The 13,790-nt window shown below is 47.1% G+C and carries 12 protein-coding genes; 3 read left to right on the top strand and 9 right to left on the bottom strand.

The window, feature by feature from the left end:
* Positions 1–33: 33 nt before the first annotated feature.
* Positions 34–846: a hypothetical protein gene (locus tag ACFQRK_RS16300; RefSeq protein WP_379008617.1), complete on the bottom strand. Its 813-nt coding sequence runs from the start codon at positions 844–846 to the stop codon at positions 34–36.
* A gap of 217 nt (positions 847–1,063) precedes the next feature.
* Between ACFQRK_RS16300 and ACFQRK_RS16305 the strand changes: the two genes are divergently transcribed.
* Positions 1,064–1,660, top strand: coding sequence for a ribonuclease HII (locus ACFQRK_RS16305; RefSeq protein ID WP_379008618.1), 597 nt, complete (start codon positions 1,064–1,066; stop codon positions 1,658–1,660).
* On the opposite strand, the gene ACFQRK_RS16310 is transcribed toward ACFQRK_RS16305, so the two are convergent.
* The 3 genes from ACFQRK_RS16310 to ACFQRK_RS16320 all read right to left on the bottom strand — a co-directional run bounded on the left by ACFQRK_RS16310 (position 1,647) and on the right by ACFQRK_RS16320 (position 6,110).
* Complete coding sequence (locus ACFQRK_RS16310) at positions 1,647–4,127, bottom strand: YfhO family protein (protein ID WP_379008620.1); 2,481 nt, start codon at positions 4,125–4,127, stop codon at positions 1,647–1,649. The genes ACFQRK_RS16305 and ACFQRK_RS16310 overlap by 14 nt on opposite strands.
* 111 nt (positions 4,128–4,238) lie before the next feature.
* Positions 4,239–5,012, bottom strand: coding sequence for a murein L,D-transpeptidase catalytic domain family protein (locus ACFQRK_RS16315; protein WP_379008621.1), 774 nt, complete (start codon positions 5,010–5,012; stop codon positions 4,239–4,241).
* A gap of 69 nt (positions 5,013–5,081) precedes the next feature.
* Positions 5,082–6,110: a L,D-transpeptidase gene (locus ACFQRK_RS16320; RefSeq protein WP_379008623.1), complete on the bottom strand. Its 1,029-nt coding sequence runs from the start codon at positions 6,108–6,110 to the stop codon at positions 5,082–5,084.
* A gap of 191 nt (positions 6,111–6,301) precedes the next feature.
* On the opposite strand from ACFQRK_RS16320, the gene ACFQRK_RS16325 reads away from it, so the two are divergent.
* Positions 6,302–7,594, top strand: a complete 1,293-nt coding sequence (locus ACFQRK_RS16325; RefSeq protein ID WP_379008625.1) for an NUMOD1 domain-containing DNA-binding protein — start codon at positions 6,302–6,304, stop codon at positions 7,592–7,594.
* 1 nt (position 7,595) lies between these two features.
* Here ACFQRK_RS16325 and ACFQRK_RS16330 read toward each other — a convergent pair whose 3' ends face one another.
* From ACFQRK_RS16330 to dnaG, 5 genes are all read right to left on the bottom strand, one after another.
* A complete protein-coding gene (locus ACFQRK_RS16330; protein WP_379008626.1) occupies positions 7,596–8,282 on the bottom strand; it encodes a potassium channel family protein in 687 nt (228 codons plus the stop codon).
* A gap of 10 nt (positions 8,283–8,292) precedes the next feature.
* Positions 8,293–10,014 (bottom strand): TrkH family potassium uptake protein, encoded by a 1,722-nt coding sequence (locus ACFQRK_RS16335; RefSeq protein WP_379008628.1) that lies wholly within the window; start codon positions 10,012–10,014, stop codon positions 8,293–8,295.
* 56 nt (positions 10,015–10,070) lie between these two features.
* Positions 10,071–11,108: a glutaminyl-peptide cyclotransferase gene (locus ACFQRK_RS16340; RefSeq protein WP_379008630.1), complete on the bottom strand. Its 1,038-nt coding sequence runs from the start codon at positions 11,106–11,108 to the stop codon at positions 10,071–10,073.
* Positions 11,109–11,183: 75 nt separating this feature from the next.
* Positions 11,184–11,549 carry a YraN family protein gene (locus tag ACFQRK_RS16345; protein WP_379008631.1) on the bottom strand — a complete coding sequence of 122 codons (366 nt, stop codon included), beginning with the start codon at positions 11,547–11,549 and terminating at the stop codon, positions 11,184–11,186.
* A complete protein-coding gene (gene dnaG, locus ACFQRK_RS16350; RefSeq protein ID WP_379008633.1) occupies positions 11,550–13,487 on the bottom strand; it encodes a DNA primase in 1,938 nt (645 codons plus the stop codon).
* 177 nt (positions 13,488–13,664) lie between these two features.
* On the opposite strand from dnaG, the gene ACFQRK_RS16355 reads away from it, so the two are divergent.
* Positions 13,665–13,790, top strand: a 126-nt coding sequence (locus ACFQRK_RS16355; RefSeq protein WP_379008642.1) for a hypothetical protein, incomplete at its 3' end; no start/stop codon positions are given.

The following is a 13,790-nucleotide window of genomic DNA, read 5'->3' on the forward strand; positions in this document are numbered from 1 at the left end:
TTGAAATTAGTCATTCGTGGTTGTTTGTGAAATTCATTCTTTAGCCAGCGGTGCCAAGACCCAGACGCCCGGTTCTTCACGGGGCTTTGACGGTGTCTGCGATCCGTAACTGTACGGATAACCATACCCGTAACCATACCCGTAGGGATAGCCGTATCCCCGCCTCATCATCGCAGGGGAGCTTCCACTGCCGGGTATCATCACACCGTTTATTTTTACATTGAATGCAAGTTCTTCGTTTGCGTCGAAGGATATCCCCAACCTGTCCAACGGCACGGCCATCTCCACGCATAATGCGTCCGCTGTATCCAACGATGCCCGAGCGTGAATACCATATGTGTTTTCCAACGAAATCTGGCCGTCCAGGATATCGTTAAATCGCATAACGTAGATAGCACGTATTGCCGCCAATGCGCCTTTTCGCATGTCGTCGGGACGATCGTCGTTATCGGCGGACATAATGGACCGAAACGCCAGCCGATCAGCAACCGGAAAGTAAACCGTAGGGCCTTCCCGTTTCTTTCCTTCCGTGTTGACCATGAAAGCCAATCCCTGCGCGAAGATCTGCATCTGACGGTCTTTGTCAACCACACGCATGGCGATGTAAAGATTTTCCTTATCGTTTTTGATGTGGTATCTGAACTTTTGGACCGCGTGCTCATAGGTCAGAGAATCGCCCCAATCATCGAGCTTTCCATCGACCGCAATGCCCGACGACCAATCAAGGGATTGCTGAATAGTTCCCTTGTTACGCTGCGCAAACAACGGGTTTGCCAACAGAATGATCAGTACGCCTATCTTACAAGCCTTTAACGCCATGGGTTCCACATTGTGTGTTTTTGACATCTTCATCCTACGTTAGTTTAATTGTATAAAAATTATTACACGCTGGCATTAACCGGCTCTTTGTGGATAACAAAAGTAGGTTTTTCATTTATAGATTATAGTATGTGATAAGACCATACTACCTACACCGGCCCAGCTGCACATCTGCAATTTCTCATTGCATAATACTTGCAAGTTCCCTATGTTTGTCTTCGGGTAAACGACTCACGACAAAATAATGCTACTTTCCAGGTATCAGGATGTATTGGTTGAAGCTGGATGTGATGAAGCCGGCCGTGGCTGTCTCGCGGGACCGGTTTTTGCCGCGGCTGTGATTCTCCCTCCGGATTTCCAGCATGTGCTACTTACCGATTCCAAGCAGTTGTCCGCAGCACAGCGTGCCGAACTTCGCCCTATTATTGAGACGTATGCCGTTGCATTTGCCGTTGCGAGTGTAAGCCCGCAGGAAATAGATCGAATAAACATCCACAATGCGTCGTACTTGGCCATGCACCGGGCGTTGGATACTTTAGGCTTGGAAGCGGAATACATCATTGTAGACGGCAATCGGTTTATTCCCTATCGAAAGACCCCGCATTGCTGCATCGTCAAGGGCGATGGCAAATATCTATCCATTGCCGCGGCGTCGATATTGGCCAAAACCTACCGTGACGACTATATGGAAAGCCTGGCGATGGATTTTCCTGAATATGGTTGGTGTCAAAATAAGGGATATCCCACCATACAACATCGGAGCGCGATCCTGGAACATGGAATCACCCCGCACCACCGACGTACATTCCGGGTAACCGATCCCCAGCTTAGCCTTTTTTAACCGGAACAGCTTCAGCCTTCCTCCGTGTTTCGAACCAGATGGCAGCAGCCATTCCCAACAGCAGTATGATCGAAGCAATCAATGAAATGGTTTCTCCAAGGTGATAAGAACGCGGCTTAAAGATAAATTCAACTTTGTGATTACCACCGGGTAGTTGCAATGCCCGTAATACATAGTTTGCCCGCAGGATGGGGTATTCTTCACCATCCACGTAGGCTTTCCAACCCTTATCGTACCATATTTCAGAAAAGACAGCCAACGCATCGTGGGGGGCGGAGTATTCATATACCAGCCGATCCGGTCGGTATGATGTCAGTTCAATGGAAGAATTTACCGGGCGGCCCAGTCGCTTTTCGTCCAGAGAGGATTTAAACTCTTCATGAATGAATGCTTCTTTGCGAGGATCAAACCCGTTGATCGCCTGCATCTCCTCTTCGTTGTCTTTGACCAGCGTTACCTTTTCCACAAACCATGCATTGCCAGCGGCGGTATTGCGGCGTTGAATGCGTTCACTGTTCTGGTCATCTCTCGTGATCACATAACGTGTGTTGAGCATATCCAGGACATCTTCATTAATGGCGCTGCCGAACTGCCGTTCGATGAGTTCTTGATAGCGCATCAATTTTGCAGCGTGGTAACCTCCGAGCGATTTGTGAAAATAAGAAGTACGTGCATCTGCAAAAGGATTGGTTGTCAGGTCCAATACGCGGTAATTCGGATCTTTGTCCATCAGGATAAGTTTATCCACCTCACGTTCTTGCACAAATTGCCGGTTTACTTGCAGTTTATCAACAAAGCGGTCCTCGTTCAGGTGTCGCTTGTCTACGCCCCAAAGGTCAATCAGGGTGAGCAGGCCCAATCCAATTACGGCTGTCTGCGCTTTGACTTTATTTTTTATCAAGAGCCAAACGATGCCGAATGTGAGGATAATAAAGAGCAGGGAACGGAAGGCATCCGCCCGTGCCAACGCCGCGCGATCCTTTACCAGCGCGGCCATTACTTCATTCGCAAAGGTATTATCCCGCAGTTGTTGGGCATACTGTTGAAGGATGGTTTGATGATTCGAAGTTTTGAAGCTCAGCAGCACATCCGGTAACAAGGCGATGAGCAGCACCAAACCGCCGACCCCGTACAATACGTACAAGCTTTTTTTGTCCAAATTTTTGATCCTGCTGCCGTTGACAACAATTTCATTAATGGTCAATATAGCCAGAACAGGAACCAGCAGCGTTGCAATCATAAGGGTCGATTCAACGGCTCTAAACTTATTGTACAATGGGAAATAATTGAAAAACAAATCCGACACCAACGGAAAGTGCCTGCCGAAGGAGAGCAATAGCACCAATAAGGTGGCACTGGCCAGCCACCATTTGAGCCGCCCCCGTACAATCACCAGTCCCAGCACAAATAAAAACACGATCCCGGCGCCAAAATACCACGGCCCTGAGGTGAACTGTTTTTCGCCCCAATACGTGGGCAGGTTGGCCGCAAATTGCGCTGCCTGTGCGGGATCAGCCCCTTTACTCATAACCAATTTCGCAACGTTCGACTCGGCATCCAATCGGGTATGCATCCCGCCTCCATAGGCGTTGGGTATCAAAAAGGTCAAGCTTTCGCCGACACCTTGGCTCCAGTCGTAAGCATATTCCCGGCTCACGCCGTTGTCTGCCCGTTGCGCGTTTTCGGTTTTTAGGTTGGCCTTTCCGCGCAACGTTTCTTTGCTGTATTCATACGTAGGCCAAAGCAGTGAAGCATTTACGGCGACTGCCAGTATGACTGCTGCAGCTTGGTAACCAATGGCCGTTCCAAATTGAAGCCATTTTTTTTCTTTGAAGGCATGGTACAATTCAATGGCCACTAACACCAGCACGGCTAGGAAAAGGTAGTAGGTCACTTGAATGTGATTAACGCGGATTTCCAAGGCCAGCGCGAGTGCCAATAAGACCGTTCCCCACAAATACTTTCCTCGAAAGGCCAATATAATACCGGCTATGATTGGTGCCATGAACGCGATGGCATACGCCTTATTGGCATGCCCTGCTTCAATATAAATGAAGTTATAGGACGAAAACGCAAACGCAATTGCCCCTACGGCGGCTAACCAGGGCTTCACTCTTAATACTCCGAATAATAAATACGCACCCAGTAGGTACAGCAATACTACGTCAATCGGATGCGGAAATAGGGCTTTAAACCCGTGTAACAAGTGAGTGGTCAGATTATTGGGTAATTCGATCAATACTTGATAGGATGGCATCCCGCTAAACATCGAATTGGTCCATAGCGGCATATCCCCATCGCGTGCTTTGATATCCAATATCTCTTTCTGTCCGGCTTGCGCTTGCAGTACATCGTGTTGGTACAGGACCTTGCCCTGCCAAGCCGGCGTGAAATAGAAAAAACAAATGGCGATAAAGACACCGATGACCGCCAGATGGATCGAATTGTTATTGAACCAGTTCTTCATGTATCCCTGTTGAGTTTCAAACACAAAGTGCCAAAAATAGGGATTAGATTTGAGATGTGGCACATCGGCGCAGATTAATTAGCAGATAATCGAAGGACGCCAATGATCCGGTTAGAAGCTGTGATTGGGATCGTGTCCCTCTTGTGCCAGGAGGGGCTTTGAAGGGTCGCTGAGGTTGTTTTTCAGCACCTTGCTGTTGGCGCTATATTCTTTATCGCTTGCATAAACAAAAAGCAACGATCCATTTTTTATGACGTCAATGATCGGCTCATTCAGTTCTCTTGGCAATGCCGGGCACCCATAGCTTCTTCCCAGCCGTCCGGTGGCACGTATCACCTTTTCGCTGCAATAGTCAGCGCCGTGGATGACGACCGCGCGGGCCATTGCTTGGTCATTGATGCCGTGCTCCAAGCCTGTCAATCGGAGAGAGTAGCCGTTGCCTCCCTGATAAGTGGCTTCGGTTAGATAAAATCCCAATGAACTTTGCAACGAGCCGTGTTTATTCGAGAATTTAGTGGCATATTTCTCCCCGCTGTTCCGGCCGTGAGCCACCAGCGTATGGAACAACAGCTTTTTGTTTTTCAGATCCAGGACATACATTCTTTTTTCGGTGGAAGGCAAGGTAAAGTCGATCACCGTAAGAATATCCTTATTTTGAGCGGGAAGGGTTCGATAGCCAACCATGGCCTGTTCAAATGCCTCGTAATTAAGCAAAGACTGCAAGTGTAAACTGTCATAGAGCTTTTGCGTCTCAGACCATTTGGAAGAAGGGATAGTAGGGCCGGTTTTGGCTTTTTGGGGAGTATTCCCGTCTTTCGCGGGAAATGAGCGGAAACTCCAACCCGCAACAACCGTAAATAGGACGACCAACAACAACTTATTCATACGCACGCTTCTTTTGGTACAGATGCAAAGTTAACAATAATAATCCGAAAATCAATATGTTGATGAATGTCAATCTATTACGATGATTAGCGATTGAAGTGTCTTTGCCCATTCGTAAATAAATTTGGCGTGAGAGGACGCATTACGCACACACATGTGCGACCGAGGTGTGGTGCCGAGGGACGCGCTATACTCAATCATCGGCGCATCCGGACGTTGCGTAGGCACGCCATGAATGTACCCTCCGTTGGTGAAGCGGTTGGCATAAGGCGCATAACCCTGTATGGTGTGGGTACCGTCCTTCAGGTATAACATTTTTGGTTTTTTTTCCTGGAGGACGAAGATGCCGGTAGGTGTTTCCATGGAATACGGAGGTTTATGCATCCCTGATGTCGCGGGATTCATACTCAGTATCCGCCAAGATGCTTCTTCAGAACGTTCCATGGTACAGATATTTTGATTGGTTACGTCCACCACGATGACTTGGTTAAACATTACCGTATCGCCAATCGTTTTTACGTACCGCTTCGGCACTTCCCAGTTGCCCTCAAACGATAAGCCTGCTATTTTGATCATTGTGACTGTATCGCTGCTTAGCAGTTCCACCAACGAGCCGTCACGTCCGTATCGGGTGGGGACATCCTCATTGCCTTCTTTATACAGCGGCACGGATTGATAACGCTCGGTACCCAATGTGTCCGAAACGCGCTTGTACGCATTTCGGATAAAATTGGCGACCACAGGCGCTTCGCCGTTTCTATTTTTGTAATTCTGTAGTACCGCATAATGCTTGTTTTTCCGTTGGAAGTTATCGACAAATGCCAGCTTTTCTTTGATTTTATCCCATTGGAATACGCGGGTACTATCTTGGTAGGTGTACTCGTCCCCCAAGGTATATTTGTCAAAAGCCAATTCTTTAGTGAGTTTGATGTCGGCAGCCGTTCGTGGGCGTATTCGTTCCGCTTCTTCGGCCTTTTTCAGTTGTTCCAACGAATCTGCTTGCCGCTTGTTGGCCTCTTCCCGCAGAGAACGGCGGTCATTGCATGAAAAAGCAGTCAGGATCAAGGAAAAAACTACTGGGTATATGGACAACTTCATGTAACTATGTACGGTTAAAATGGCGTTTATTTTTCGCCAAGTGAGAAATCACGAACTTACCCTTTAACAGCTGAACCTGGAAAGAGTTTGCAGCGCTGTCATCCATCCAGTCAACTCAACGCACAAGTTTCTTCTTTTGAGATTATTTCCTATATTTACCTCACGATTACTAAACCCCTATCTAAATCTGTATGAAAAGAACCAAGTACCCCTTTCAAAACCTATCGTGGAAAGATTTACCGGAAGAAGAATGGAAGGACATTCCGAAACTAGCGGGCTATTACCAAATCTCTAACAAGGGGCGTGTGCGTAGGGTTGCGCATTATCGGACCACTCGTCTGGGAGTCCGCATACATGTCCCTGGTTTAATCTTATGTCAACAAGCGAAGTCAACGTATAACTCGTTCACGCAAGATTACCGGTTTAACCTGCGTTTTTCGGCTACGGTAAACAAAATCCGTTATCACCTCACCACCGCTCGTTTGGTTTACCATTGTTTTGTGAAGCCTTTTGATTTAAGTGACTCCAACTGCATCGTGCTTTACAAAGACGGTGATTCACTTAATATTTGTGTCGAAAACCTTGAATTGGGCAGCCCGAAGGAAAAATTTGCGCGCATGGTCAAACAGAGCCGATGGAAAAATACCTTTGCTGAACTACCTTACGAGGCAAAACAGGCCATGCGCCAAAAGGCAAAGGAATACTATGCGCGTACAGGAGTGCATGAGATTAGCCAATACGATTTAGACGGCAACTTCATTCGCACCTATTCCGATGCTTCGGAAGCCGGCAAGGCGGTAAAAATAAGTTCTTCACACATCAGCTCTGCTGCCAAAAACCGAGGCACTTATACCGCGGGCGGTTACATCTGGCGCCGGGGAAAAGCCTCCCAGGTGGATATTGCCGCATTGATGAATATGCCGGGCATCCACTTAAGCCCTCTGGTAAAAAACCTAAAACGTATCGGCCAATATGACCTTCAGGGTAACCTGGTACAGACATTCGCTACCATCACGGAAGCCTGTTCTAAACTCGGGATGAATAGCTCATCCAGTTTGCGTGCCGTGTTGAATGGCAAGCGCCATACCTGTAAAGGCTATATCTGGCGAAGAGGTACTTCCGCCCGTATCTCTGTAAATAACATCGTTTCCGGTCGGTCTTACCGTCTTTCTGCCCTATCGGTGGAGGCGCGGAAAGTCACCCAATATAATTTTGATGGCATCCGTATTCGAACCTATGCCACCGTACATAAAGCCAGCCGGGAAACCGGTATCAATCGTTCGACGATTCAACGGGTACTCAGTGGACAATATGTTACAGGAGGGGGCTACTTGTGGCAATACGGTGAAGCCCTGCGCATTGATTTGCGACCGTTTCGGAAACACCCGCGTTTTGACCAGTCAAAACTCGGTATCTACCTGGCGGAAAAAAGAGAACGGAATAAACGGAGAAAAAAGCTTCGGGGCTTGAATAGCATTGAATAGTCTATTCTCCTTTTTGGATCAGTTGAGTAATATCTTTCTGTTCTCCGAATAGTACCAGGATATCACCCTCAGCGAGCACCGTGTCCGAATGGGCGATGCCGGTGGCTTCCTTATTGACCTTGCTTCTGCCGTTTTCCCGTTGGTCGGTGGTTTTAATGGTGGTGAGCACAATAACCTTGTATTTATTAGTCAGGTTGGCATCTTTCAGTGTGAGGCCTACATATTTGGGGGGCACTTTGGTTTCAATGATGCTGTATCGATCAGAAATCTTAAAAGAATCGACAATGTCTATGTTGTCTAAACGCATAGCCAGCCGGTCGGCAGACTCTTCTTCGGGCATGATATATTCATCGATGTTCATTGCTTCCAATACCGTTCGCTGTAAATCCGAAACGATCCGGCCAATGATGCGTTTCACCGGGAGTTGCTTTAACAGCGCTGTAGTCAATAGCGACGCTCCTTCATCTTCACCGATAGCAACAATTACCGCATGGGCGTCTTTTAAGGGAAGCGCACTCACCGCGTCGATATCGGTGCTGTCCATGCATACGGTATGTGTGATTTTTTCCTTGAGCTGCTCTACCTTGGTCATGCGATTGTCTACCCCAATGACTTCATGTCCCAATTCGGTGAGGCGTATGGCCAGTGACTTACCGAAATTCCCTAGGCCCATAACAATATACTTCATAGTATTCAGTTTAAAACAATACTTTCTCCTGTGGATAAGCAAGGTTTCTATTTTTCGTGTTTTTAATCAATGCCACGAGTAATGTAAGCATGCCAACCCGCCCGATAAACATGGTACATGTGATGATCAACTTTCCTGCGTCGCTAAGTTCAGGAGTAACGCCTAGACTAAGCCCGCAAGTGGCATAAGCCGAAAAGCTTTCAAATGCTAAGTCGAGCAGGCTTTTATCACCATCCGTAATCGTGAGGGCAAAAACAGACATCCCCATGGCCAGCAACGATAACATGATGATAGCAAACGCCTTGTTAACGGTATCGTTGGAGATTTTCCGCTTAAAAATTTCTAAGTCATCCTTACCCCTTGCCAAGGTAATGATATTCAAGAAGGCAATCGCAAACGTGGTCGTCTTGATACCGCCTCCCGTTGATCCGGGAGATGCTCCTATCCACATAAGCAACATGATGAGCATTATAGTTGGGAAGGTAAATGCATCCATATCAGCGATATTGAATCCTGCCGTACGTGAAGAAGTTCCCGTAAAGAAGGCCGATACCAATTTAGCCCAAAATCCCTGATGCTCGGCAAGGGTATGGTGATATTCAAGCAAAAAGGTAACCAGTGTGCCAAAGACAATCAGTATACCACTTGCCCAAGCAATTAAGCGCGAATTGAAGCTGATAACCCAAGCCCGGTAGACAAACGGCTTGCCATAAATGAGGCGCCTGAAGATGTTAATTGCCCACCGCTTAATGAACGTATACGTATTTAATACAATCGCAAATCCAAAACCGCCCAAAATAAAAAGCAAGGCAATGATCAACTGCACATTGTAATTGAAACGAAGGATGGGATTATACATGCCATCGCTTGCCGTCGAAAACCCCGCATTACAGAAAGCGGATACCGCGTGGAAAATCGAAAAAAATAAGCGTTCGCCGTTAGATGTAAAATCACCGGCGGTCATACTCGTATAAATTAATACGGCTCCCACGGCTTCGAAGAATAAGGTGATAAACACGATCTTAAACAACGTATTGATCACCGATCCGACTTTATTGTGACCGAGTATCTCGCTGTACATCAACTGATTTTTAAAAGAAAATCCACCGGAAAAGAAATAACCGAAAAATCCGGTGAAGGTCATAATTCCTAAACCGCCCAGCTGGATCAAAATCAATAACACCGTATGGCCAAAGGGGGAAAATACGGAGGCTACATCAACGGTGGATAAACCTGTGATGCACACAGCGCTGGTGGCCATAAATAATGCGTCGATAAACCCAAGGGGGTACTCGGCCCCCGCCTTGGGAAGCATGAGCAGCAGTGTGCCGATTAAAATCAGAAAGAGAAAACTGATGACGAATAAGATGGTCGGATTGAAGTAGAAATTATCGAAAAACAAGCTACTCTTCGAGAGCTCGGTGAGAAAGACCGCAAAAATGCCTAGATAAAGCCATTCATGCTGACGGAAGAAGTTGAAGAAATCGTTGCCGCTGTTCCGCCCGATCGTAACCAGCATGAAGTAGATAATCAGTGCGATGCCGCCATAATGAGACACGGAAATCTGGCGCTTAGCGACAATTGCAAAAGCTGTACGGAGCAAACTGAGTAGAAACAATCCGTAAAATAACCACGGCATAGCCGATTCGAAATATCGTTCCGTGACCTGATTGGTATTGTAACCGATATGGAACAGCACCGCTAGGCAGGATACCAGACTGATGTATAACATAATCCGGTCGACCGCTTTTTCACGGTATTTAAAAATATATCGAAGGTCACTAAGCATTACCGAGCTACCTGCTCAATTTCATAAAGTGTGCGCCAATTTTTGCCGGTTATAAAAAGCCGTTTACCTTCCCGGTCATATGCTATGCCATTGAGTTCGTTGTTAACCTCCTGTTTATCAGGATAGATTCCGATAAGGTTGATTTCCCCTTCGATTGCCCCGCTATCGGGATTAATGATGACAATGAAGTCTTTGGTATACACATTGGCATATATTTTACCGTCGATGTATTCAAGTTCATTCAGGCTATCCATGGGGCCTTTGTCGCTATATACCTCGATGAAACCTTCTTCAGCAAAGGTGTCTTTATTGAGAAAATAGAGCTTGCTGCTGCCATCTGATTTAATCAATCGCTTGCCGTCGTAGCAAAGCCCCCAACCTTCGGCACTTTGCCCGTAATTGAATTCTGCCGTTTTGGTTAAGGTGTTTTTATCATAGACAAAGCCAACCTTTTCCCTCCAGGTAAGTTGGATTACCTTGTCGTCGACGACGGTCAGGCCTTCGCCGAAACTATTGGGACCCAAATCAACCTTTTTCAGAATCTTGCCCGTTTTGTAGTCGACCTTGCGGACGGAAGACCTACCTTCCTGTCCGGTACTTTCGTAAAGAATTCCCTGATGAAATTCCAGCCCTTGGGTGTACGCTTCTGGATCGTGAGGGTATTGATTCAGAACCTTGAACCCATAGCGTCGGGGGGCTGGAGGGACGACCACGATATTGCTGTAGGCGACTTGTTCTTCGCCTCCGTGGTAAAGTTTAGCGCTGATTGTGCGGTTGCCAAACGGTGCTCTTTCGGTGTCGAGCGAAACCGCTGCGCTATCGGTTTTCCGGGCTAAGATTTCCCCGTCTACGGCATATATTACCGAGTCAAAGGTGATTTCTCCGGGAAATACCAGTTTCAGGGGAACGGATTCGCCCTTTTTGACAAGCGTGCCAGCTTCGGGAGTGTCAAAGCGGAATTTTGATGCCTGTTTTTGCGTATTGCAGGATGCAACAAAGACAAACAGCATCAACCAAAAGTAATTCAATCTATTCATGGTCACAAACTTAGTGATTTAAGATCGGTCACACAAAGCCGCAAGCTCGCAGCCTGTGACGGTTCTTTTCAGAACCTAATCGGGCCAAAAGGCATCCCTTATCAGCCGCGTATCATAGGTGTTTTTTTCCTTGGAATACAGGATGGATACCACATCGAATCGAATTTCACCGCCGTATCGATGGGCGGCTATGTATTGATTGGCCGCACGTATCAATTTCGCTTGTTTTGCCGCATCTACAAACTCATACGGCATACCATACGCATGGTGAGTCCGTGTTTTGACCTCCACAAATACGAGAATGCCGCGCTCTTCGGCAATGACATCTACTTCCAGATTTTTGTGACGCCAGTTTCGGTAATGGATCCGATAGCCCCGCTGTTTTAGAAACTCAATGGCTACATCTTCGCCGAGAACGCCGGTTTGTAGAGAACTTGACATTTATTTGATTACTATGGTGCCCAGTTTATCAGCTATTAGCTTTGAAACATCCTTAAGTTTTTGATAATTTGCCAACATAATTTCCATATTGGCCTCGTCGGTTTCCGTCTTTAACTCTTCCCGGATACGGAAAATTTGTTGTTCAACCTTTCGTTTTTTTAGGCGGTAAATCGCTCCGTACACCAGGTCCTCTAGGCGCTCCGACTCATGAGAAACATAAATCTTCCGTTTCTCATCATTCCAGTTGGGGCTTAAGCTATATTTGGTGGCAAGCAAATCAATGGCTAGGTCCGCGATATTCCGATCGGAATGCGTGATAAAAACCCTCACCTCAGGGAGTTCGTTCCGGGCGATGTATTCCCGGTAAATAGTGATCACCGAAAGGCAAGTCGGATCGTCAAACGAAACGTCGTTTAGCCCGCTTAGAAGAAGCGGAGCGATGGGAATCTCGCCATGGTTCTCCCACGACGCCGGCTGGTCTCCGTAATGGAGCAAGATGCGGACGATCTCACGCTCCTGCATCGCATCCGATGCTCCCCCTTTTTCCTGTTTGCCAGTGTCCGCTTCCACCGGTGACACCGGCGCCTCCGGTGGAAACGGCATCGGATCGGGCTTTCGGTCGGATTTCTTCGTTTGACCGATACGGATTTTGTTGAGTTCTGCTATGAGCAGGCGTTCTTCAATCTCCAGTAACGAACTGCATTCGCGTACAAATACCGAGGCTTTGATCGCGTCGGGTATCAACGCAATACTGGCGACTACGTCATGGATTACGGAAGCCCGTTTGATGGGATCGTTTCCAGCATCCCGCAAAAGCACGTGTGTTTTATAGAAAATGAAGTCTTGCTGATGTTGAGCTATGTACTGCTTAAATGCCGTTGAGCCGTATCGTTGCACGTAAGAGTCCGGATCATTGCCATCAGGAAAAAGCAGCACTTTTACATTGAGCCCTTCCTCCAGCAACATATCAGTGCCTCGCAGCGAAGCTTTAATTCCAGCTTCATCCCCGTCATAGAGGATGGTTACATTTTTCGTATACCGGGCGATGAGCCTTATCTGTCCGGATGTAAGCGATGTACCCGAGGAGGCAACTACATTTTCCACGCCAGCTTGATGCATCGACAGCACATCGGCATACCCTTCAACCAGATAACAGTTGTCTGCATCCAGGATGGGTTTTTTGGCAAAATACAACCCGTATAATACGTCTGATTTATGGTAAACTTCGCTTTCCGGCGAATTGACATATTTGGGAACCTTTTTATCGGTTTTCAGGGTTCGGCCTCCAAACCCAAGTATCCGACCGGTAAGGTTATGGATCGGAAACATAACCCGGCCCCGGAAGCGATCGTAGGCACCTCCGTCTTCCCGGCGTATGATCAACCCCGTTGCCTCTAAAAATTCGTCTTTGTGCCCGTCTGCTTTTGCCCGGTCGTAAATTGCGGTCCACGCCTCTGGCGAATAACCCAATTCAAATTTGCGGATGATATCTTCCCTATAGCCCCGTTCTTTGAAATAATTTAGGCCAATGGTGCGGCCTTCTTCGGTTTCCCATAAGGTTTCCCTGAAAAACTTGCCTGCCCAATTGGTCACGATAAACAAGCTTTCCCGTTTGTCTTGTGCGGCAACCTGCTCAGGTGTGCGCTCGGTTTCCGTCACCTCGATATGATATTTCTCAGCAAGGTACTTGAGTGCTTCGGGATAGGAATATTTTTCATGTTCCATCACAAATCGGACGGAATCACCACCTGCGCCGCATCCGAAGCATTTGTAGATGCCCTTGCTTACCGAGACATTAAATGAGGGTGTTTTTTCATTATGAAAGGGGCAAAGCCCAATGAGAGAAGTTCCTCGTTTTTTTAAATCTACGAAATCCCCCACTACCTCTTCAATACGGGCAGTATCCAATATTTTATCGACAACCTCTTGCTTAATCACTCCACTTCCGATTTGGCAAGGTAAAATTAACGAATACAGGAGAAGTAGCAAGGACATTGGGAAAATATTCCGTTTTGTAGCCGACTAACGACACGGAAGGGATTGTCTAATTGGTTAAATTCCTATTTTTGCCGCACAATGAAGCATCTGAAGGATGTCGTTTTAGTCTGAAATACTATGGAAATAAAGAATATCTGCTGCATCGGTGCAGGTTATGTAGGAGGTCCTACCATGTCGGTTATCGCCGAGAAATGCCCGCACATCACGGTGACCATCGTTGACATCAATGAGAAACGGATTGCC

Origin of the sequence: Parapedobacter sp. GCM10030251 (genome assembly GCF_042666505.1) — a bacterium.
Lineage (GTDB): Bacteria > Bacteroidota > Bacteroidia > Sphingobacteriales > Sphingobacteriaceae > Parapedobacter.

Coding starts and splice junctions, on each gene's coding strand:
- ACFQRK_RS16300 (WP_379008617.1), bottom strand. CDS start 846: ATGTCAAAAACACACAATGTGGAACCCATGGCGTTAAAGGCTTGTAAG.
- ACFQRK_RS16305 (WP_379008618.1), top strand. CDS start 1,064: ATGCTACTTTCCAGGTATCAGGATGTATTGGTTGAAGCTGGATGTGAT.
- ACFQRK_RS16310 (WP_379008620.1), bottom strand. CDS start 4,127: ATGAAGAACTGGTTCAATAACAATTCGATCCATCTGGCGGTCATCGGT.
- ACFQRK_RS16315 (WP_379008621.1), bottom strand. CDS start 5,012: ATGAATAAGTTGTTGTTGGTCGTCCTATTTACGGTTGTTGCGGGTTGG.
- ACFQRK_RS16320 (WP_379008623.1), bottom strand. CDS start 6,110: ATGAAGTTGTCCATATACCCAGTAGTTTTTTCCTTGATCCTGACTGCT.
- ACFQRK_RS16325 (WP_379008625.1), top strand. CDS start 6,302: ATGAAAAGAACCAAGTACCCCTTTCAAAACCTATCGTGGAAAGATTTA.
- ACFQRK_RS16330 (WP_379008626.1), bottom strand. CDS start 8,282: ATGAAGTATATTGTTATGGGCCTAGGGAATTTCGGTAAGTCACTGGCC.
- ACFQRK_RS16335 (WP_379008628.1), bottom strand. CDS start 10,014: ATGTTATACATCAGTCTGGTATCCTGCCTAGCGGTGCTGTTCCATATC.
- ACFQRK_RS16340 (WP_379008630.1), bottom strand. CDS start 11,108: ATGAATAGATTGAATTACTTTTGGTTGATGCTGTTTGTCTTTGTTGCA.
- ACFQRK_RS16345 (WP_379008631.1), bottom strand. CDS start 11,549: ATGTCAAGTTCTCTACAAACCGGCGTTCTCGGCGAAGATGTAGCCATT.